At 71.6% G+C, this 18,839-nt stretch carries 20 protein-coding genes; 9 read left to right on the forward strand and 11 right to left on the reverse strand.

The window, feature by feature from the left end; genetic code table 11:
* Window positions 1–120: 120 nt before the first annotated feature.
* The 6 genes from cydD to QE401_RS22805 all read left to right on the forward strand — a co-directional run bounded on the left by cydD (window position 121) and on the right by QE401_RS22805 (window position 6,880).
* Window positions 121–1,872 carry a thiol reductant ABC exporter subunit CydD gene (gene cydD, locus QE401_RS22780; RefSeq protein ID WP_307140497.1) on the forward strand — a complete coding sequence of 584 codons (1,752 nt, stop codon included), beginning with the start codon at window positions 121–123 and terminating at the stop codon, window positions 1,870–1,872.
* Complete coding sequence (locus tag QE401_RS22785; RefSeq protein ID WP_307140498.1) at window positions 1,869–3,557, forward strand: ATP-binding cassette domain-containing protein; 1,689 nt, start codon at window positions 1,869–1,871, stop codon at window positions 3,555–3,557. The genes cydD and QE401_RS22785 overlap by 4 nt, the downstream gene beginning before the upstream one ends.
* Before the next feature lie 88 nt (window positions 3,558–3,645).
* Window positions 3,646–5,226: a cytochrome ubiquinol oxidase subunit I gene (locus tag QE401_RS22790; RefSeq protein ID WP_307140499.1), complete on the forward strand. Its 1,581-nt coding sequence runs from the start codon at window positions 3,646–3,648 to the stop codon at window positions 5,224–5,226.
* Between the two features lie 6 nt (window positions 5,227–5,232).
* Window positions 5,233–6,387, forward strand: a complete 1,155-nt coding sequence (cydB, locus tag QE401_RS22795) for a cytochrome d ubiquinol oxidase subunit II (protein ID WP_307140500.1) — start codon at window positions 5,233–5,235, stop codon at window positions 6,385–6,387.
* Between the two features lie 13 nt (window positions 6,388–6,400).
* Complete coding sequence (cydX, locus tag QE401_RS22800) at window positions 6,401–6,511, forward strand: cytochrome bd-I oxidase subunit CydX (protein ID WP_307140501.1); 111 nt, start codon at window positions 6,401–6,403, stop codon at window positions 6,509–6,511.
* A gap of 51 nt (window positions 6,512–6,562) precedes the next feature.
* Window positions 6,563–6,880 (forward strand): ArsR/SmtB family transcription factor, encoded by a 318-nt coding sequence (locus tag QE401_RS22805; protein WP_307140502.1) that lies wholly within the window; start codon window positions 6,563–6,565, stop codon window positions 6,878–6,880.
* A 42-nt stretch (window positions 6,881–6,922) separates the two neighbouring features.
* Here the strand turns inward: QE401_RS22805 and QE401_RS22810 are convergent, their stop codons facing one another.
* Genes QE401_RS22810 through QE401_RS22830 form a run of 5 tightly spaced genes read right to left on the reverse strand, consistent with a single transcriptional unit; the run spans window position 6,923 to window position 12,073 of the window.
* Window positions 6,923–7,498 carry a peroxidase-related enzyme gene (locus QE401_RS22810; RefSeq protein ID WP_307140503.1) on the reverse strand — a complete coding sequence of 192 codons (576 nt, stop codon included), beginning with the start codon at window positions 7,496–7,498 and terminating at the stop codon, window positions 6,923–6,925.
* Entirely contained in the window at window positions 7,495–8,019 is a 525-nt protein-coding gene (locus tag QE401_RS22815; RefSeq protein WP_307140504.1) for a CMD domain-containing protein, read from the reverse strand. Before QE401_RS22815 ends, QE401_RS22810 begins: the two co-directional genes overlap by 4 nt.
* 4 nt (window positions 8,020–8,023) lie before the next feature.
* Window positions 8,024–9,619 carry an ABC transporter substrate-binding protein gene (locus tag QE401_RS22820; protein ID WP_307140505.1) on the reverse strand — a complete coding sequence of 532 codons (1,596 nt, stop codon included), beginning with the start codon at window positions 9,617–9,619 and terminating at the stop codon, window positions 8,024–8,026.
* 55 nt (window positions 9,620–9,674) lie between these two features.
* On the reverse strand, window positions 9,675–11,108 hold the full coding sequence (locus QE401_RS22825; protein ID WP_307140506.1) for an NAD(P)-binding domain-containing protein: 1,434 nt from the start codon (window positions 11,106–11,108) through the stop codon (window positions 9,675–9,677).
* On the reverse strand, window positions 11,108–12,073 hold the full coding sequence (locus tag QE401_RS22830; RefSeq protein ID WP_307140507.1) for a LysR family transcriptional regulator: 966 nt from the start codon (window positions 12,071–12,073) through the stop codon (window positions 11,108–11,110). The genes QE401_RS22825 and QE401_RS22830 overlap by 1 nt, the downstream gene beginning before the upstream one ends.
* Before the next feature lie 129 nt (window positions 12,074–12,202).
* Here QE401_RS22830 and QE401_RS22835 point away from each other — a divergent pair, with 129 nt between their 5' ends.
* Window positions 12,203–12,514 carry a hypothetical protein gene (locus QE401_RS22835; RefSeq protein ID WP_307140508.1) on the forward strand — a complete coding sequence of 104 codons (312 nt, stop codon included), beginning with the start codon at window positions 12,203–12,205 and terminating at the stop codon, window positions 12,512–12,514.
* Between the two features lie 16 nt (window positions 12,515–12,530).
* On the opposite strand, the gene QE401_RS22840 is transcribed toward QE401_RS22835, so the two are convergent.
* Window positions 12,531–13,214 (reverse strand): flavin reductase family protein, encoded by a 684-nt coding sequence (locus QE401_RS22840; protein WP_307140509.1) that lies wholly within the window; start codon window positions 13,212–13,214, stop codon window positions 12,531–12,533.
* Between the two features lie 2 nt (window positions 13,215–13,216).
* Entirely contained in the window at window positions 13,217–14,179 is a 963-nt protein-coding gene (locus tag QE401_RS22845) for a 2-hydroxyacid dehydrogenase (protein WP_307140510.1), read from the reverse strand.
* Between the two features lie 191 nt (window positions 14,180–14,370).
* Between QE401_RS22845 and QE401_RS22850 the strand changes: the two genes are divergently transcribed.
* Both QE401_RS22850 and QE401_RS22855 read left to right on the forward strand, forming a co-directional pair.
* Complete coding sequence (locus tag QE401_RS22850) at window positions 14,371–15,069, forward strand: ParA family protein (RefSeq protein WP_307140511.1); 699 nt, start codon at window positions 14,371–14,373, stop codon at window positions 15,067–15,069.
* A 354-nt stretch (window positions 15,070–15,423) separates the two neighbouring features.
* Window positions 15,424–15,744, forward strand: a complete 321-nt coding sequence (locus QE401_RS22855; RefSeq protein ID WP_307140512.1) for a hypothetical protein — start codon at window positions 15,424–15,426, stop codon at window positions 15,742–15,744.
* Window positions 15,745–16,137: 393 nt separating this feature from the next.
* Here the strand turns inward: QE401_RS22855 and QE401_RS22860 are convergent, their stop codons facing one another.
* The 4 genes from QE401_RS22860 to QE401_RS22875 all read right to left on the reverse strand — a co-directional run bounded on the left by QE401_RS22860 (window position 16,138) and on the right by QE401_RS22875 (window position 18,777).
* A complete protein-coding gene (locus QE401_RS22860) occupies window positions 16,138–16,668 on the reverse strand; it encodes a gamma carbonic anhydrase family protein (RefSeq protein WP_307140513.1) in 531 nt (176 codons plus the stop codon).
* Between the two features lie 77 nt (window positions 16,669–16,745).
* The gene (locus QE401_RS22865; protein WP_307140514.1) at window positions 16,746–17,546 is read right to left on the reverse strand and encodes an enoyl-CoA hydratase; all 801 of its coding nucleotides are present in this window, start codon (window positions 17,544–17,546) and stop codon (window positions 16,746–16,748) included.
* Between the two features lie 14 nt (window positions 17,547–17,560).
* Complete coding sequence (locus tag QE401_RS22870; RefSeq protein ID WP_307140515.1) at window positions 17,561–17,869, reverse strand: CoA transferase; 309 nt, start codon at window positions 17,867–17,869, stop codon at window positions 17,561–17,563.
* Window positions 17,870–17,886: 17 nt separating this feature from the next.
* On the reverse strand, window positions 17,887–18,777 hold the full coding sequence (locus tag QE401_RS22875) for a CaiB/BaiF CoA transferase family protein (RefSeq protein WP_307140516.1): 891 nt from the start codon (window positions 18,775–18,777) through the stop codon (window positions 17,887–17,889).
* Window positions 18,778–18,839: the final 62 nt, after the last annotated feature.

Here is an 18,839-nt window from a genome sequence, read left to right on the forward strand (position 1 = left end):
GGCGCGGCCCGCGCTTCATAAGCAATCCGCTCCATAAGCGGTTTCTGATCCAAACTTGATGCAGCGCAAGGAAGGCGTCACCGCGGGGGCCTAGGAAGGCCGGGCAGAAGGATGCCCGCCTTGGCCTTGCGTGACGCCCCCTCCCCGCCCCTCGACCTGCCGCCGGCCCCGGCGGAGGCGCGCCCGGCCGCCCCGGCGGCAGCATCGCCCGCGGTGGCGGCGAAGCCGCCGCGCCGCCGCATCGCCCTGCCCGCCGCCGCGCGGCGCGGGGCGCTGCTGCAGGCGCTGGCCGGGGCCTTCTGGCTGCCGCAGGCGGCGCTGCTGGCCTGGGCCATCCAGCGCCTGGCCGAGGGCGGCGGCTTCGATGCCGTGTTGTGGCCGGCCGCCGGCGTGGCGCTGCTGGGCCTCGCCCGCGCCGCGCTGGAGGCCAGGGGCGGGCGCATGCTGTTCGCCGCCGGCCGCGCCATGCTGGGCGGGCTGCGGGCCCGGGCGCTGGCGGCGCTGGCCGCGCGCTCGCCGCTGGATGCCACCCGCCCCGCCTCCGGCACCGCCGCCAGCGTGCTGGCCGAGCAGGCCGATGCGGTGCTGCCCTATCTGCTGCGCTTCCGCGCCGCGCGGCTGCGCGCCACCCTGCTGCCGCCGCTGATCCTGCTGGCGATCCTGCCCTTCTCCTGGCTCGCCGCCCTGGCGCTGCTGCTGGCGGCGCCGCTGATCCCGCTCTTCATGGCGCTGATCGGCTGGCGCGCCCAGGCGGCATCCGAGGCGCAGATGCTCGAACTCGGCGGCATGAACGGTTTTCTGTTGGATCGGCTGCGCGGGCTGGCCAGCATCCGGGCGCTCGGCGCCGTCGAGGCCACCGCGACCCGGCTGCGCGCCCAGGCCGAGAGCCTGCGCGCCCGTACCATGGCCGTGCTGCGCATCGCCTTCCTCTCCTCCACCGTGCTGGAGCTGTTCTCGGCGCTCGGTGTCGCGCTGGTCGCCGTCTATGTCGGCTTCCACCTGCTGGGCCAGGCGGGCCCGGGCGCCTGGGGCGGGCGGCTCTCGCTTGGCGAGGGGCTGTTCATCCTGCTGCTGGCGCCCGCCTTCTTCGAGCCGCTGCGCGAGATGTGCGGCGCCTGGCATGACCGCGCCGCCGGCGAGGCCGCGCTCGCCGCGCTGGAGCGGCTGGCCGAGGATGCGGCGCCGCTGCCCGCCGCCCTGGTGCGGGCGCCCAGGCTGGCCCCGGCGCCGCCCTCCGCCCTCTCGGCCGAGGGGCTGGTGTTCCGCCATGCCGGCGCGGCCGCGCCGGCGCTCTCCGGCCTCACCCTCGACATCGCCGCCGGCGAGCATGTCGCGCTGCTGGGGCCGAGCGGGGCGGGCAAATCCACCTTGCTGGCGCTGCTGGCGGGGCTGGCCGTGCCGGAGCGGGGCGTGGTGCGGCTGGATGGCGCGCCGATGGACGAGGCCCACGCCGCCGCACTGCGCCGGCGCATCGCCTGGGTCGGGCAGCGGCCGCATCTCTTCGCCGGCTCGCTGCGCGCCAATGTCACGCTCGGCCGGCCGGAGATCGGTGGCGACGCCGCGCATCGGGCGCTGCGCCTGGCCGGGCTCGGCGCCGTGGCCGCGCGGGGCGAGAGCCTGGGCGATGCCGCGCTGGGCGAGGGCGGCGCCGGCCTGTCGGGCGGCGAGGCGCTGCGCCTGGCGCTGGCCCGCGCTTTGGCCGACCCCGCCGCGACGCTGGTGCTGGCCGATGAGCCCACCGCGCATCTGGACGCCGCCACGGCCGCCTTCCTGACCGAGACGCTGCTGGCGCTGTGCCAGGGCCGCACCCTGCTGCTGGCGACCCACGACCCCGCGCTGGCCGCGCGCATGGACCGGGTGATCACGCTATGACCGGCTTCGCCGCCTTCCGCCCCGTCCTCTCCCTGTTCTGGCGCGCCCAGCGCGGCCGGCTGCTGCTGGGGGCTGCGCTCGCCGGCCTGACGCTGCTGGCCGCCGTCGCGCTGCTCGGCCTGTCGGGCTGGTTCATCACCGCGACGGCGCTGGCCGGGCTGTCGGCGACGGGCGCCATCGGCTTCGACGTGTTCCGCCCCGGCGCCGGCATCCGCGCGCTGGCGCTGCTGCGCACCGGCGGCCGCTATGGCGAGCGGCTGGTGACGCATGACGCGACGCTGGCCGTGCTGGCCGCCCTGCGCGAGCGGCTGTTCCGCGGCTGGGCTACGCCCGGCGCCGCCCGCGCGCTGCTGGCCCGCCCGGCCCGGCTGCTGTTCCGCCTGACCGCCGATGTCGATGCGCTGGACGGGCTTTATTTGCGCATCCTGGTGCCGCTGGCGGGTCTGCTGACGGTGGCGCTGGGCAGCGGGCTGGCGCTCGGCCTGCTGCATCCGGCGCTTGGCGCCGGGCTGGCGCTGCTGCTGCTGGCGGCGGGGCTTGGCCTGGCGGCCCTGGCGATGCGCGCCGCCGCCCGGCCCGCCCGCCGCCGCGCCCATGCCGCCGAGGCGCTGCGGGCGCGCAGCATCGACCTGCTCTCCGGCCAGGCGGAGCTGCTGCTGGCCGGCCGCCTGCCCGCCCGCCACGATGCCGTGCTGGCGGCCGAGGCGCGGCTGGCTGAGGCGGAGGACGCGCTGCACCGGGTCGAGACCCGCGCCGGCTTCAGCTTCTCGCTGGCCGCGCTGGCGGCGCTGACCTTCACGCTGCTGGCCGCCGGCGCGCTGGTGGAGGTGCAAGCGATCACCGCGCCGCAGGCGGCGCTGGCCGTGCTGGTGGCCTTCGCCGCCGCCGAGCCCTTCGGCGCGCTGCGCCGCGGCGCGGTGGAGGCCGGCCGCACCCTGCTGGCGGCGCGCCGGCTGGCGCCGCGCCTGGCGCCGGTGGCCGGGCCCCCTGCCCTGCCGCGCCCCGCGCCCGGCCTGGCGCTGTCGCTCGACCGGGTCACCGCCGGGCATGAGGGCGCCGCCGCGCCGGTGCTGCGCGAGATCTCCCTGTGCCTGGCGCAGGGCGAGCGCGTGGCGGTGATCGGCGCCAGCGGCGCCGGCAAATCCACCCTGCTGGCGCTGCTGGCCGGCGAGGCCGCGCCCTGGATAGGCGAAGTCGCCGCGCAGCCGGCGACGCTGCTGACCCAGCGCACCGAGCTGTTCCAGGACGATGTGCGCGGCAACCTGCTGCTGGCCGACCCCGCCGCCGACACCGCGCGGCTGTGGCGGGCGCTGGAGGATGCCGGGCTGGCCGGGCATGTCGCCGGCCTGCCCGAGGGGCTGGAGACGCGCCTCGGCGAGGGCGGCGCCGGCCTGTCCGGCGGCCAGTCGCGCCGCCTGGCGCTGGCCCGGCTGCTGCTGCGCGACGCGCCGCTCTGGCTGCTGGACGAGCCGACCGAGGGGCTAGACGCCGCGCTGGCGCGCGACGTGCTGGCGCGGCTCGGCGCCCGCGCCGCCGGGCGGAGCCTGCTGGTCGCCACCCATCTGCGGCGCGAGGCCGAGCTGGCCGACCGCCTGCTGCTGCTGGAGGGCGGCCGCATCGCCGCCTGCCACCGGCGCGGCGAGCCCGGCTTCGCCGCCGCCCTCGCCTCGCTGCGGCCGGACTGACACCCCGGCCCCAGGCTTGCGGGCGCCGCATCCGGCGACGCCCCCGCGCAACACCGAGAGGAGCCGGGCGCCCACCCGGCGGGATCGGATGGAACTCGACGTCGTTTCCCTGTCGCGGCTGCAATTCGCGCTGACCGCGCTCTACCATTTCCTCTTCGTCCCGCTGACGATCGGCCTGTCGATCCTGCTGGCGATCATGGAAACCGTCTATGTGATGACGGGCCGCACCATCTGGCGCGACATGACGCGCTTCTGGGGCACGCTGTTCGGCATCAATTTCGTGCTCGGCGTGGCCACCGGTCTGACCATGGAATTCCAGTTCGGCATGAACTGGAGCTACTACAGCCACTATGTCGGCGACATCTTCGGCGCGCCGCTGGCGATCGAAGGGCTGATGGCCTTCTTCCTGGAAGCCACCTTCGTCGGCCTGTTCTTCTTCGGCTGGGACAGGCTGTCGAAGCTCGGCCATCTGGCGGCGACCTGGGCCGTGGCGCTGGGATCGAACTTCTCCGCGCTGTGGATCCTGATCGCCAATGGCTGGATGCAGAACCCGGTCGGCGCCGCCTTCAACCCCGAGACGATGCGCATGGAGGTGACGGATTTCTGGGCGGTGCTGTTCAACCCCGTCGCCCAGGCGAAATTCGTCCACACCGTCTCGGCCGGCTATGTCACCGCGGCGATCTTCGTGCTCGGTGTCTCCGCCTGGTATCTGCTGAAGGGTCGGCATGTGGCGCTGGCGCGCCGCTCGATGACGGTCGCCGCCTCCTTCGGCCTCGCCGCCTCGCTCTCCGTCGTCGTGCTCGGCGATGAGAGCGGCTATCTGGCGACCGAGCACCAGCAGATGAAGCTCGCCGCCATCGAGGCGATGTGGGAGACCGAAGCAGCGCCGGCCGCCTTCACCGCCTTCGGCTTCCCCGACCAGGCGGCGCGGGAGACGCATTTCGCCATCCATATCCCCGCCGTGATGGGGCTGATCGCCACGCGCTCGCTCAACACCGAGGTGCCGGGCATCAAGGAGCTGGTCGAGCGGGCGGAGCTGCGGGTGCGCCAGGGCATCCTGGCCTATGACGCCCTGCAGCAGATCCGTGCCTTGCCGCGCGGCGCCGCGGTGCCGGAAAGCCTGAAGCTGGTCTTCGAGGCGAATGGAAGGCAGCTCGGCTATGCCTATCTGCTCCGCCGCTATGTCGAGGATCCGCGCCAGGCAAGCGAGGCGCAGATCGCCCAGGCGGCCTGGGACACGGTGCCGCAGGTGGCGCCGCTCTTCTGGTCCTTCCGTATCATGGTCGGGCTCGGCATGTTCTTCATCCTGCTGACCGCGACCTTCTTCTATCTGTCGGCGCGGCACCGGCTGGATCGCTATCGCTGGCTGCTCTGGGTCGCGGTGTGGAGCATTCCGCTGCCCTGGATCGCCGCCGAGCTGGGCTGGATCGTCGCCGAATATGGCCGCCAGCCCTGGATCATCGAGGGCGTGCTGCCCACCGCCATGGCGGTCTCGCATCTCGGCGTGACCGAGGTGCTGCTGACCATCGCCGGCTTCACCCTGTTCTACAGCGTGCTGGCGGTGGTCGAGATGGGGCTGATGCTGAAGGCCATCCGCAAGGGGCCCGAGCCCAGCCTGCCCGCCCCCTTCCCGCCCCGCCCGGCGCATGGCGCCGTGGCCGCGGAGTGACGTGCCATGATCCTGCATGAACTGATCGACTACCCGACGCTGCGGCTGATCTGGTGGGCGCTGCTCGGCGTGCTGCTGATCGGCTTCGCGGTGACCGACGGCTTCGATCTCGGCGTCGGCGCGCTGCTGCCCTTCGTCGGCCGCAGCGATGGCGAAAGGCGTGTCGCGATCAACGCCATCGGCGCCACCTGGGAAGGCAACCAGGTCTGGCTGATCCTCGGTGGTGGCGCCATCTTCGCCGCCTGGCCGCCGCTCTACGCGGTGTCCTTCTCGGGCTTCTACCTCGCCATGTTCGTGGTGCTGGCGGCGCTGATCCTGCGGCCGGTGGGCTTCAAGTATCGCGGCAAGCGCGAGGATCCGCGCTGGCGCAGCGCCTGGGACTGGGCGCTGTTCACCGGCGGCTTCGTGCCCGCGCTGATCTTCGGCGTGGCGGTCGGCAATGTGCTGCAGGGCGTGCCCTTCTACCTGACGCCGGAATACGGCATCCGCTATGAGGGCAGCTTCTTCGGCCTGTTGAACCCCTTCGCCCTGCTCTGCGGGCTTCTGTCGCTGAGCATGCTGGTGATGCATGGCGGCGCCTGGCTGTCGCTGAAGGCAAGTGGTGTGGTGGCCGAGCGCGGCCGCCGCTATGGCAGCGTCGCCGCGCTGCTGGCCCTTGTCCTGTTCGCGCTGTGCGGCGCGCTGGTGGCGGGAGGGGTGATCGGCGGCTACCGCATCACCAGCCCGATCGACATGGCCGGCCCCTCAGCCCCGCTGCTGAAGAGCGTGACGCGGGAGGGCGCCAGCTGGATGGCCAACTACGCCACCCATCCCTGGATGATCGCAGCGCCCGTCTCGGGTTTCGTGGGCCTCATCGGCGCGCTGCTCGGCCTGCGCGCGGGGCGGGAGGTCAGCACGCTGCTGTTCAGCAAGCTGGCCAATTTCGGCATCATCGCCACGGCGGGCGTGTCGATGTTTCCCTTCCTGCTGCCCTCCTCGCTGGATCCGCGCTCCAGCCTGACGGTGTGGGACAGCTCCTCCTCGCATCTGACGCTGTTCATCATGCTGGTCGCCACGGTGATCTTCCTGCCGCTGATCCTGGCCTACACCGCCTGGGTGTACCGGGTGCTGTGGGGCAAGGTCAGTGAGGACAGCCTGGCGAAAAGCGTCGACAGCTACTGAAAGGAATCGCACGATGTGGTATTTCGCCTGGCTGCTCGGCCTGCCCCTGGCCGCCGCCTTCGCCGTGCTCAACGCCATGTGGTTCGAGCTGATGGAACAGGGCGGCATCGAGCCGCAGGAATGAGGCCGGCGCGGCCGGGGCGACCCGGCCGCGTCCCGCCGGAAGGGGGAGAGCATGCAGGGCCTGGGCACCGACATTCCCATGGCGAAGATGGAAGCGCGCGCCACGGAGGCGGCCGATCTGCTGCGTCTGCTGGCGAATGAGCGGCGGCTGGTGCTGCTGTGCCATCTGATCCGCGAGGGCGAGATCACGGTAGGGGGGCTGGCGGAGCGGCTGGGCCTGTCGCAGCCGGCGCTGTCGCAGCATCTGGGCAGGCTGCGCGAGGATGGGCTGGTGGCGACCCGCCGCAGCGGCACCACCATCCATTACCGCCTGGCCGATGAGCGCGTGCTGCGCGTGTTGCGTGTGCTGCACGAGCTGTTCTGCCACTGAAGGCGGGGTCCGGGGGGACCCTGTCCCCCCGGCGCTTTTCTTCTACTTGTCCTCTGGCGGCACCGACCGCCCCAGCGACTGCATCAGCCGGTTGGCATTGGCGAACATGGCGATGGCGTGGATGAGGTCGAGGATCTCCAGATCACCGAGCCCGGCCGCGCGCAGCGGCGCCAGATCGGCGGCCGTCATCGCCTGCGGCGCCGCCGTCAGCTTCGCCGAATAGTCGACGATGGCGCGCTGCCGCGCATCCAGCGCGTCGGTGTCGATGCCCTGCTCCAGCAGCGCCTGCATCACCGCTTCCTGCTTGCTCAGCTCGACGAAGCGGCGGGCATGGACGGAGGTGCAGTAGATGCAGCCATTGACGATGGAGACGATGGCGGTGGCCAGTTCGCGTTCGGCGCGTGGCAGGCCTTTCGGCGCGTACATCACCTTGGTGAAGAGCGCGCCGCGTTCGCCGAGCGAGCCCGGGTCGTGCACCAGGGTGCGGAAATAGACCGAGTGCCGCTGCGCCGGCGGGCAGGCTTCCAGCGCCGCGCGCTGCGCCGGGGTGGCGCTGTCCAGCTCGACCGGCGGCAGGCGGGGTTCCCAGCCGACCTCCTGCATGGTGAAGCGGGTCATGCGGCGCTCTCCTGCTGCAGCTGGCGCAGCCCGGCCAGCAGCCGGACCTGATAGGGGATGAAGGCGACAAGCTGGGTCACCGCCACGATGTCCTGGGCGGAGAGGCCGAAGCCGCGCAGCCGGTCGATATCCGCCTGTTCGCAGGCTTCCGGATGGCGCGCGACCATGTCGGCATAGCGGAACAGGGCGGGCAGGCGCCCCTCCCCCGCCGGGGCCGGGAAGAGTTCCGCGGCCTCGCTCAGCGCCGCATCGCCATGGGCGGCGAGCAGGGCGCGGTAATGCGCGGCGAGCGCCGCATCGCCCTCGATCAGGGCGCCGCGCAGGGCGAGCGCCGCGCGCTCGGCCAGGGAGACATGGCCGGGCTCGGGCGCGAGCACCAGCTCGCGATAGGCGCCTTCCTCATGCTTCAGGATGTCGGCGCGCTGGCGGCGCAGCGCGCCGAGCGGTGCCTCCGGCGCGAGGCCGAGCAGATGCTCGGCGAGGTCGGGAATGTCGCGCAGCGCGAGCTGGGTCTCGGTCATCATCTCAGCCTTCGGCGGTGACCATCTGGGCGGCGGTGCGGTCGCTGGTCAGCGGCGTGACCTTCAGCCCGCGCTTCGCGGCCCAGAGATTCTGGTAGTGGAACAGGGGAATGATGCCGACATCGCCGGCCACCACCCGCACGGAGCGCTGCAGGATGGCCTCGCGCTTCGCATCGTCGAATTCGGCCATGGCCTCATCCAGCGCGCGGTCGACCTCGGGATTGGCGTAGCGGCCCCAATTGCTGACGCCGCGCCCCTGGGACGGGTCGACACTGCCCAGGACATTGGTCAGGGCGTAGCTGCCCTCCCCCGTGCCATTGCCCCAGGCCAGCGTCGTCATGGCGTAGTCGCCGGTCTTCACCTGGGCGGAATAGACCGACCAGGGCACCGCCTCGACCTGGGTGCGCACGCCGATGCGGGCCCACATCTGGGCGATGGCCTGCGCCGCCTGGGGGCCCAGCACGTAGCGGTCATTCGGCAGGTGGATGGTCAGCTGGAAGCCGTTCGGATAGCCGGCCTCGGCCAGCAGGGCGCGGGCGCGGTCGGGATCGAAGCCGGGCACGGGGGTTTCGGGGTCGTAGCCGAAGCTGCCCTCCGGCATCCACTGACCGGTCGGCGTGCCGGTGCCGAGCAGCAGGCGCTCGCACAGCGCCTCGCGGTTGACGGCGATGGACAGCGCCCGGCGCACCCGCACATCCAGCAGTGGGTTGCGCGGCAGGGGCTGCCCGTCATGCGACAGCGCGAAGCGGCTGGGCGATGGAGAAAAACTCGGCTGCAGCAGCAGCATGCGCAGGCCGGGATAGGCGTAGAGCCGCACATCGTCGCGGCCGCGCAGCTGCGCCAGGTCGGAGACCGAGACCTTGTCGATGACGTCGACATCGCCGGCCAGCAGCGCCGCGGTGCGCGCGGCGGCGTTCGGGATGTAGCGGTAATCGACCTCCGCCCATTCCGGCTTGCGGCCCCAATAGGCCTCGTTGCGGCGCATGCGCACGCGGTCGCCGGGCGTGTAGGCCAGGAAGCGATAGGGGCCGGTGCCGATCACCGCCTTGCCGCTGTTGAAATCGGCATTGCTGGCGCCCTCCGTCGCATGGCGGCTGACGATGTGCACCGAGGCCAGGTTCAGCGGCAGCAGCGGGTTCACCTCCCGCGTGCGGACATGCAGGGTATGGGCGTCGATGGCCTTCACCTCGGCCACGGTGCGCAGATAGCCGGCGAAGCTCGCCGTGCTGCCCGGCACGCTGGGCGCGCGGTTGTAGGAATAGACAACATCCTCGGCGGTGAAGGGCCTGCCGTCATGCCAGGTGACGCCCTGGCGCAGGGTGAATTCCCACAGCGCCGGCTCCAGCGTGCGCCAGGCGGTGGCCAGGCAGGCCGGCTGCAGCCCGCCATCGCGGTTCTCGATCAGCAGGTCGAAGAAATGCACATCGACCGAGCGGTCGCCGGCGAAGTTGTTCAGCTGCGGATCGAGGGAGGAGACCGGATCGCCAAAGGCGATGGACAGCCGCCGCGCCGCGCCGGGCTGCGCGCGCAGCGAGGCCGGCAGGAGGACGGGTGCCAGGCCCAGCCCGGCGAGGAACGGCAACAGGTCACGACGCTGCATCGGGCTGGTCCTTCTGGTCCGGGGCAAAGCCGAAAGGCGCGATGGGGAAGCGGGATCAGGCGGCGGCGCTGGCGAGCCGTTCGGCCGGCCATTCGTCGCCCAGCAATTCCGGCACGTCATAGGCGGAGAGCGCATCGAAATGCTGCTGCCGGTCCTCGACGAAGAAATGCCGCGCGATGGCCTCGGCCAGGCGCTTCGCCCCGGCGCTGACGGCGGGGATGTCGCCGGTCAGCTTGCCATGGCTGAGCGTCGCCGGGTAGTTGAAGCAATGCAGATGGGCCAGTGCCGGGCAGGCGCCGGGCTGCCTCTCCTGGAACGCGAAATTCGGCGCCAGATCGGGGGAGTCGGACAGTTCGGCATTCTCCTCGCCGGCTTCCGGGGTGAAGCGGTCGCGCCAGAAGCGGATCTGCGGCGCCAGCGCGGCGAGCTCCGGCCGTGCGGCGAGATCGACGCGGAAGCCGGTCGCGAAGATGACGAAATCGCCCTCCCACACCGTGGCGGGCAGGGTCAGCCGCACCCCCTCCCCCGCCGCTTCGGCGGCCAGCACCGGGCTGCCCAGATGCAGCCTTGCCTGTGGGTGGCGCGAAACCCGCAGCGTGCTGTCGCGCGGCGGCGGCGTCTGGGCGGAGAAGACATGGTGCAGGAAGCGCCATTTCCACGCATCCGGCAGGCCGGCGAAGCCATGCACCACGCCGGCGCTGCCGATGCCGGTGAATTTGTTGATGCGCGGCAGGGCCTTGCGGCGGACGAAAAGATCGAGGCTGGCGGCCCCGGCCTCCAGCGCCGTCGCCGCATTGTCCATGGCCGAGGCGCCGGCGCCGAGGACGGCGACACGCTTGCCGCGCAGCGCCGCGAAATCGATGGCGTCGCGCGAATGCGCCCAGAGATGGCGCGGCAGGCGCTGCGCCAGCTCCGGCACCGCGCTGCCGCCCAGCCCGTCCCGCCCCGTCGCCAGCACCACGCGCCGCGCCAGGATCGGCGCGCCGGCGCTGTGCTCGACCCGCAGCAGGCCATCCGCGCGCGGCAGGATGGCGGATACCGTGACACCATTCTCCACCGGCACCTGCATGACGCGGCGATACCAGCGGAGATAGTCCATCCAATCGCCACGCGGGATCTTGCCCAGCGCGGCCCAGGCGGCCGGGCCATGCTGCGCCTCGTACCAGGCGCGGAAGGTCAGCGCCGGCAGGCCGAGCGCCGGGCCGGACAGGGTCTTGGGCGAGCGCAGCGTCTCCATGCGCGCCCAGGTCACCCAGGGGCCTTCCTGCCCGGCCGGGGCGCGGTCCAGCACACGCTGATTGTCGATGCCGAGCAGCCGCAGCGCCGCCGAGGCGGCCAGGCCGCACATGCCGGCGCCGAGGATGGCGACATCCGTCACGCGCTGGCCATCGGCCTCGCGCGGCGGCACCCAGGGGCGGCCGGGCAGTTCCAGGCATTCCAGATCATGGCGCAGACGCGCTTCGAGGGCCGGCAGGCCGATGGCGGACATCAGGACACTCTCCCAGGCGGGGCGGGGTGCAGCGTGGCCAGCAGCGCGTCCATGGCCTGGGGCGGGTGCTGGCGGAAACCGGGCAGCAGCGCCGCCTGCGCCGCAGCGGCCTCGATCAGGCGGCGCGCCGCCGCGCCCGGCGGCCGCGCGACCGGGCTGGCGACGCCCCAGAGGAAGGGGATGGCGGGCTCCACCGGGCGCAGCACCAGCCCCTCGATCGGCACGCCGAGCGCCGTGACCGGGTCGATCAGCGCGATGCCGAGCCCGGCCCGCGCCGCCAGCATGGCGTTCAGCGAGGTGTTGACGGCGAGGCCGCCCTGATCGGCGAGCCCGGCCGCCGCCAGCGCCGCGGCGATGCGGCCGCCGAAGCGGTGCGGATCGGCCATGGTCACCAGCCGCTCGCCGCGCAGATCGGCCAGGGCGATGGGGTCGGCCGAGGCCAGGGGGTGGTCGGGCCGCAGCGCGGCGCAGCAGCGCCCCTCCCCCAGCCAATGCAGGGTCAGCCCGCGATGCTCGACCGGCAGGCTGAGAAAGCCGAGATCGGCGCGCCCGGCCAGCAGCGCGCTGGCCGCCTGCCCGGCCGGCATGGCGGTCAGCTCCAGCCGCGCCGGCAGGGTCGCGGCGCCCAGCCGGCCGAGCGCCGCCGGCACCAGCCCGGCGGCCAGCGCCGGGATGGCGACGATGTTCAGCCCGGCCTCGGCCTGCTGCGCCAGGCGCCCGGCGCAGTCGCGCAGCCGGCGCAGCGCCGCGAGCGAGCGCTCCACCTCGTCATGCAGCAGGAGGGCGCGTTCAGTGGGGGTGATGCGCGGGCCGTTGCGGTCGAAGAGCGGGAAGCCGCACTCGGCCTCCATCTCCTGCACCAGCCGGGTGACGGCGGGCTGCGAGCGGCCGGTCAGCCGCGCGGCGCCGGTAAGGCTGCCGCTGGCCAGGATCGCCGAGAAGAGCTCGAGCTGCCGCACATCCATGGCGGAAGCGTTGCATGCGCCGAACGCATGCTGCAACTGGTATTATAAGGAAAGAGGAAAATACGGGATCGCAGGCAGCCGAGGCGCCCCGAGGGCGTTGCCAGCAGGAACAGACCGGGAGACCGCGGCATGGCCGAACCCCTCGCCAGCCTGATGACCGAGCCCTTCCTGCGGGGCGCCGCGGAGGCGCTGACCCGCACCGGCTTCCTCAGCGACGAGCATGATTTTGTTCCCGTCCGCGGCGTGCTGGCGGCGCATCCGGCGGAGATCGAGGCGGCGCTGCGCCAGCGCGGCCACACGGTGTCGCTGCGCCCCATCACGCTGCGGCATGATGCGATGGGGGAGCAGACGCTGCTCTACAACACCAGGATCTTCGCCGAGGAAGCCGCGGCGCGGGACGCCATCCGCAACTGGCTGGACCTCAGCTTCGACCAGAGCTGAGGCGCCAGGGGTTTTGTCAGCCGCCGTTCAGCCGGCGCGGCTGGCGGCGATTGGCCCCCTCCCCTTCCTCGCGGAAGCGGGCCTCGCTCATGGTGGGCAGGTCGAAATAGTCGCGGGTGGTGGCGTAGCCATGGCCACCCATGCGCCCGACCGCGTCGATGCGGGCGGGGTCGATATGCAGCCTTTCATCCACCGCATCGGACCGGATATGGGCGAAGACCACCTCGCCCAGGATGATCTCGCGCGAGGAGCCGATCTCCAGGAAGGAATGCAGGCGGCATTCCAGCGCCGCCGGCGCCTCGCCGATGCGCGGGCAATTGATGGCCTGGCCGGGCAGTGCCGTCAGCCCGGCCGCCACAAGTTCGTCCACCCCGGGCGCGAAGGGCACGGCGCAGACATTCATTGCCTCGGCGATGGCGTCCGAGACGATGTTGACGGTGAAGACCCCGCTGCGCCGGATGTTGCGCCCGGTGTCCTTGGGCGCGCCATCCGCCTTTACCTCGACGCCAAGCGCCACGATGGCCGGGTCGGCCGAGAGGCAGTTGAAGAAGCTGAAGGGCGCGGCATTGGCGGTGCCGTTCTCATCGCGGCTGGTCACCAGGGCGATGGGCCTCGGCACCACCGTGCCGATCAGGATCTTGTAGCGCTCGCGCGGGGTCAGCGCGGTGAAGTCGAAGCCGGAGCTGGGCAGGACGGCCATGGTCAGGCCACCTTGTCGCTGTCGGCCACGCCCTCGCCACGGGCGAAGCTGGCGATGTTGCCGAACATCTGGCCGATGGTCTTTTCGAAATTGTCGGCCGCCATGGCCGCGATATGCGGGGTCACCACCACATTGTCCATTCTCAGCAGCCTGTTGTCCGACGGCACGGGCTCTGTCTCGAACACATCCATGGCGGCGCCCAGGATCTCACGCGCCTGCAGCGCGTCCACCAGATCCGCCTCCACCACCACGCCGCCGCGGGCGACGTTGATCAGAACGGCGCTGCGCTTCATTCGCTGCAGCGCGGCGCGGTCGATCATGCCCTGGGTCTGCGGAGTCAGCGGGCAATGCAGCGAGACGACGTCCGACTGCTCCAGGATCTCCGGCAGCGTGGCATGGCGGACACCGAGGGCCTGTTCCTCCGCCTCCGGCAGGCGGCGCGTCTTGCTGTAGAGGATCGCGCCGCCGAAGGGGCGCAGCAGCCGCGCCAGATTTTGCCCGATGGCCCCGAAGCCGATGATGCCCACCGTCTTGCCGCTCAGCATGAGGCTGGGCTTGGGCGATTGGTTGGTGCGCCACTCGCCCTCGCGCAGCGTGTGGTGGCCCCAAGAGAGGTTGCGCATCAGCGCGATGATCAGCCCCAGGGTGAATTCGGCAACCGGCACCGCATTGCTGCCGGTGGTGCGGGCGACCGTGATGCCACGGGCGCGCGCGGCCTCGAGATCGAAATTGTCGACGCCAACGCCCCATTTGTGCAGCAGCCGTGCCTTTGGGGCGGCGGCCAGCAGCGCCGCATCCACCGCGATCTGGCCCGAGACGATGATATCGGCCCCCGTCACCAGCGCCTGCAGATGCGCGGTGTCGCGGCTCGTCGCGTGGTCCAGGTTCATGCCGGGCGGCAGCATGGCGCGCATCCGCGCGGCGGTTCCGGGCGTGATGGGGTCGAGCACGACGATCTGGGTCATCCGGCGGAACGGGCCTTGGCTGGTGAAGGAGGGCGGCCAGCCTGGGGTGAAACGCCATGACCGGCAAGGGTGCAGCGCAGCGAAGTGCCGCGGTTTACCGGTAAACCGCCACAACAAGCTCAGCCGGGAGGTTTACCGGTAAACCCGCTGCCCCTAACATTGCCGCAGACATTGCTGGATGGGACATTCGCATGGCTGCCATGGCCCGGCCTGCCGCGCCGCGTCTCGTGGTCTTCTGCTCGCCGAAGGGCGGCTCGGGCAAGACCACCTTCTGCCAGAACCTGCTGCCGCTGGCGGCGCAGGAGGGGTATCGCGCGCTCGGCGTCGATTTCGACCCGCAGCAGACCCTGACCAAATGGGGCCGCCGCCGCCTGGCCACCGCCGAGGCCCGGCCGGAGATCGCCGCCTTCGACGTGCTGCCGGCCGACATCCTGAATGATTGGCAGGCGGTGCGGCAGGCGGCCCAGGGGCATGATCTGGTGATCGTGGACATGCTGCCTTCGGTCGACCACTGCCTGCCCCAGGTGCTGGAGGTCTGCACCGCCGCCGATCTGGTGGTGGTGCCGAGCCAGGCGACGATGAATGATGCCGACAGCACCGGCCCCTGGCTGACCCGGCTGAGCGAGATGGGGGTGAAGACCGCCGCCGTGCTGAACCGCGCCAATGAGCGCGAGGTCTTCGTCCGGGCGCTGAAGGAGCAGTTCAACCGCCTGGCGCCGCTCTGCCCCGTCACGGTGCGCAACCTGTCGGATGCGCATCTGGGCCATGTCGACGGGCTGAGCGCGGCCGACAATCCGAAGTCGAAATCCCGGCCGGATTTCGTGGCGGTGTGGGATTATGTGCGGCGCGAGGCCGGCTTCCCCCCGCGCCGCAAGGGGAGGGGAGCATGAGCAGCCGCAGCAGCGGGCGCATCCTGTCGATCGGCCAGAAGCTCAGCACCGCCCTGGCCGAGCCGGACCGGCAGGCGGATGGGCTGCGCAATCTCAGCGTGGCGCCGCAGGATTTCGTCGACGAGTTCCACCGGCTGTTCGCCGGCACCGGGGTGCTGAACGACCAGGAGAAGGTCCGCGCCGCCACGGTGCTGTACAACACGCTGCGCAGCGGCGCGGCGCGGCAGATCGAACTCTATGTCCAAATGGGCAAGGCGCTGCTGGCGGCCGAGCGGAAATTCGCGCCGGAGGAATGGAAGCTGCTGATCGACCGCAGCGACACCGCTGTTCAAGGTGCCGAAGAACCGGGCGGTGATGTGGCGACAGGTGGCGCTGGCGGTGGAGGAGGGAAGGCTGCCGCTGGACCTGTTGCCGGACAGCTACAGCGTGGCCTATGTCTTCACCCATTACGAACCGGTGCGCATCCAGAAGGCGATCGAGGCCGGGGTGCTGCGCCCCTCGGTCACCCGAAAGGAGGCGGAACATTTCCGGCGCCTGCCACTGACTGGCCAGAGCATGGCGCCGCAGCCAGCGACCGAGCTGGACCGGTTGCTGGATCAGGAGCGGCGGCTGGAAGAGAAGCTGGTGGCGGTGCGCGCCCGCATCGCGGAGCTCCGCAGGAAAGCCGGGGGTTGAGCTTGCCCCGCTAGCGGCGGTGCCTTGGCAGTCTCATGGGGCGCGGTGTCTGGCTCGCCGGCCGGTTGGGTAAGCTGGCCGGCGCGCCCGAAGGGCCGGACGCATCCCGGCGGCCCGGAGCGAGGAATTGAGAGGGGCGGGCCTCCGGCTCCCGCAGGGCCAGAAAAGAAGGCGGCGCCAACGGACCGCAGGGATGCCCGGTGGGCAGGGCCTAAGAGGGCGCTCCGTCAGGACAACGCGCCGGTCGCTGCCCCGCTCCGCCACAGCCGGGAGCCTGCTCGCTCGAAGCGGGACAAAACGCTGCCGAAAAAAAGGCCGGGCCACCGCGATGACGGTGCAGCCCGGCCATAACATTTGTCCTGGCGGTGGCTCGACCCGCCCGGAAAGCGGCGCTCAGTCCAGCCGTCGCAACGTGCCGGCGAAGCGCCGCCAATTCTCCACATAGCCATCCGCCGAGCGCCGCAGCCCCTCGATGGCCGCCTCGTCCAGGCTGCGGATGGCGCGGGCCGGGCTGCCGACGATCAGGCTGCCATCAGGGAATTCCTTGCCCTCGGTCACCAGCGCATTGGCGCCGACCAGGCAGTTGCGGCCAATTTTTGCGCCGTTCAGCACGGTCGCGCCCATGCCGATCAGGCTGCCATCGCCGATGCTGCAGCCATGCACGATGGCATGATGGCCGATGGTGACGCCCGCACCGATGCTCAGCGGGAAGCCCGGATCGGCATGCAGCATGGCGCCTTCCTGCACATTGGTGCGGGCGCCGACGGTGATGGCGCTGCGGTCGCCACGCAGAACGGCTCCGAACCAGATGCCGACCTCGTCGCCCAGGGTGACGTCGCCGATGACATGGGCGTCGGGCGCCACCCAGAAACGCTCCGGCGCGGGCAGGCGGGGCGTCATGCCGTCCAGCTCATAGATGGGCATCGGTTCCTCCAAGGATTTCGACCAGCATGGCCTGGGCGGCGCCGCGCCGGAAGTCCGGCACGGCGCGCCGGGGCCGTTCAGCGGCCCTGGAAGGCGGGGCGGCGCTTCTCGAGGAAGGCGCGGCGACCCTCGACATAGTCGCTGCTGGCGAAGCACTGCTCGACCAGCTGGTCACAGAGAGAGGCATCCTGCAGCGCCTCATCCTTCAGCGCCTCGCCCACGATGCGCTTGATGGAGGTGACGGTGAGCGGGGCATTGCCGGCGATTTCGCGCGCCATCTCGGTGGCGAAGCCCTCCAGCTCGGCCAGCGGCAGGACGCGGTTGACCAGGCCCATCCGCTCCGCCTCGGCCGCGCTGTAGCGGCGGGCGGTGAAGAAGATCTCCTTGGTGTAGGAGGGGCCGACCAGCGTCACCAGCCGCGACACGCCCTTCAGCCCATAGCCGAGGCCGAGCCGCGCCGCCGGGATGCCGAAGGTCGAGGTCTCGCCGCAGAGGCGGATGTCGCAGCAGGTGGCCAGCGCCACGCCGCCGCCGATGCAATGCCCCTCGATCATGGCGATCGTCGGCTTGGCCAGGCGGTAGAGCCCGCCATAGACCCGCTCGGTCTGCGCCTGATAGGCGGCGACCGCCTCGGCCGAGGCGCGCTCGCTCTCGAATTTGGAAATGTCGGCGCCGGAGACGAAGGCCTTGCCGCCGGCGCCGCGCAGGATGATGACGCGCACCTCCGGATCCTCGGCGAAATCGGCCAGGATCGATTCGGCGGCCTGCCACATCTCCAGGCTGACGGCGTTGTGCCGCTCCGGATTGTTGAAGGTCATCCAGCCGATGCCGTCCGCCTTGCGGGCCAGCATCTTCGGCGTGGTGGTGGCGATCTCCATGGTATCCCCCTCCCTCAGACGATCTGCGTCGCGCGCAGCGCGTCGATGCTGGCCTGGTCGAGGCCGAGGCGCTGCAGCACCTCCTCCGTGTGCTCGCCGATGGCGGGCGGGTGGGAGACCACCTCGCTCGGGGTGCGGGACAGGCGGAAGGGCTGGCCGACATAGCGCACGGGCTCACCGCCGCGCGGCAGCTCGCGCACGATGCCCAGATGCTCGGTCTGAGCGTCCTGGAAGGCCTGGTCGATATTGTAGATCGGGCCGCAGGGCACGCCGGCGCGGTTCAGCGCATCCACCCATTCGGCGCTGCTGCGGGTGGCCGTCACGCTGGCGATCTCGGCATTCAGCGCGCGTCGCGGTTGCGGCTGCGCGATTCGCCGTCGGCATAGTCCGGATGGGTGATCCAGTCGGTGCGGCCCAGCGCCTCGGCGGTGCGCTCCCAGATCCTCTGGCCGGAGGCGGCGATGTTGATATGCCCATCGCTGGTCGGGAAGACGCCGGTCGGAATGCTGGTCGGGTGGTTGTTGCCGGCCTGCTTCGGCACCTCGCCGGCCATCAGCCAGCGGGCCGCCTGGAAATCCAGCATGAAGAGCTGCGCCTCCAGCAGGCTTGTGGAGACCCATTGGCCCCGCCCGCTCTTCTCCCGCTCCAGCAGCGCCACCATGATGCCCTGGGAGGCGAAGATGCCGGCGCAGAGATCGGCGATCGGGATGCCGACCCGCACCGGACCCTGGCCGGGCAGGCCGGTGATCGACATCAGCCCGCCCATGCCCTGGGCGATCTGGTCGAAGCCGGGGCGGTTCGCATAGGGCCCGTCCTGGCCGAAGCCGGAGATCGAGGCCAGGATGATGCGCGGATTGACCTTGGCCAGCGCCTCGTAATCGATGCCGAGCCGGCCCTTCACGTCGGGGCGGAAATTCTCCACCACCACATCGGCCTTCTCGACCAGGCGCAGGAACAGGGCGCGGCCCTCGGGGTCCTTCAGGTTCAGCGTCATGCCCCGCTTGTTGCGGTGCAGATTCTGGAAATCCGGCCCCATGCGCGGGCCGCCCATCGGGTCGCCGGCATCCAGCCCCTCGGGCATCTCGATCTTGATGACATCGGCGCCCCAATCGGCCAGCTGCCGCACGCAGGTGGGGCCGGAGCGCACCCGGGTGAGGTCCAGCACCACCGTGCCGGCAAGGGCGGAGGAAGCCGCGCGGGCGGGCCGCGGGGCGAAGGCGCTGTCATTCATGCGGGTCGCTCCCATTCCGTGCCCGCAGCGCTAGCATGTTTCGGCTGTGATGCAAACTGTTG

Source organism: Pseudoroseomonas cervicalis, assembly GCF_030818485.1.
GTDB classification, from domain to species: Bacteria; Pseudomonadota; Alphaproteobacteria; order Acetobacterales; family Acetobacteraceae; genus Pseudoroseomonas; species Pseudoroseomonas cervicalis_A.

What these genes read in the sequence shown, in the direction of transcription:
- cydB (WP_307140500.1), top strand. Translation starts at nt 5,233, where the DNA reads ATGATCCTGCATGAACTGATCGACTACCCGACGCTGCGGCTGATCTGG.
- QE401_RS22840 (WP_307140509.1), bottom strand. Translation starts at nt 13,214, where the DNA reads ATGGCCGTCCTGCCCAGCTCCGGCTTCGACTTCACCGCGCTGACCCCG.
- QE401_RS22805 (WP_307140502.1), top strand. Translation starts at nt 6,563, where the DNA reads ATGCAGGGCCTGGGCACCGACATTCCCATGGCGAAGATGGAAGCGCGC.
- QE401_RS22855 (WP_307140512.1), top strand. Translation starts at nt 15,424, where the DNA reads ATGTGGCGACAGGTGGCGCTGGCGGTGGAGGAGGGAAGGCTGCCGCTG.
- QE401_RS22835 (WP_307140508.1), top strand. Translation starts at nt 12,203, where the DNA reads ATGGCCGAACCCCTCGCCAGCCTGATGACCGAGCCCTTCCTGCGGGGC.
- QE401_RS22790 (WP_307140499.1), top strand. Translation starts at nt 3,646, where the DNA reads ATGGAACTCGACGTCGTTTCCCTGTCGCGGCTGCAATTCGCGCTGACC.
- QE401_RS22825 (WP_307140506.1), bottom strand. Translation starts at nt 11,108, where the DNA reads ATGTCCGCCATCGGCCTGCCGGCCCTCGAAGCGCGTCTGCGCCATGAT.
- QE401_RS22785 (WP_307140498.1), top strand. Translation starts at nt 1,869, where the DNA reads ATGACCGGCTTCGCCGCCTTCCGCCCCGTCCTCTCCCTGTTCTGGCGC.
- QE401_RS22850 (WP_307140511.1), top strand. Translation starts at nt 14,371, where the DNA reads ATGGCTGCCATGGCCCGGCCTGCCGCGCCGCGTCTCGTGGTCTTCTGC.
- QE401_RS22815 (WP_307140504.1), bottom strand. Translation starts at nt 8,019, where the DNA reads ATGACCGAGACCCAGCTCGCGCTGCGCGACATTCCCGACCTCGCCGAG.
- QE401_RS22845 (WP_307140510.1), bottom strand. Translation starts at nt 14,179, where the DNA reads ATGACCCAGATCGTCGTGCTCGACCCCATCACGCCCGGAACCGCCGCG.
- QE401_RS22810 (WP_307140503.1), bottom strand. Translation starts at nt 7,498, where the DNA reads ATGACCCGCTTCACCATGCAGGAGGTCGGCTGGGAACCCCGCCTGCCG.
- QE401_RS22820 (WP_307140505.1), bottom strand. Translation starts at nt 9,619, where the DNA reads ATGCAGCGTCGTGACCTGTTGCCGTTCCTCGCCGGGCTGGGCCTGGCA.
- QE401_RS22865 (WP_307140514.1), bottom strand. Translation starts at nt 17,546, where the DNA reads ATGGAGATCGCCACCACCACGCCGAAGATGCTGGCCCGCAAGGCGGAC.
- QE401_RS22875 (WP_307140516.1), bottom strand. Translation starts at nt 18,777, where the DNA reads ATGAATGACAGCGCCTTCGCCCCGCGGCCCGCCCGCGCGGCTTCCTCC.
- QE401_RS22860 (WP_307140513.1), bottom strand. Translation starts at nt 16,668, where the DNA reads ATGCCCATCTATGAGCTGGACGGCATGACGCCCCGCCTGCCCGCGCCG.
- cydX (WP_307140501.1), top strand. Translation starts at nt 6,401, where the DNA reads ATGTGGTATTTCGCCTGGCTGCTCGGCCTGCCCCTGGCCGCCGCCTTC.
- QE401_RS22830 (WP_307140507.1), bottom strand. Translation starts at nt 12,073, where the DNA reads ATGGATGTGCGGCAGCTCGAGCTCTTCTCGGCGATCCTGGCCAGCGGC.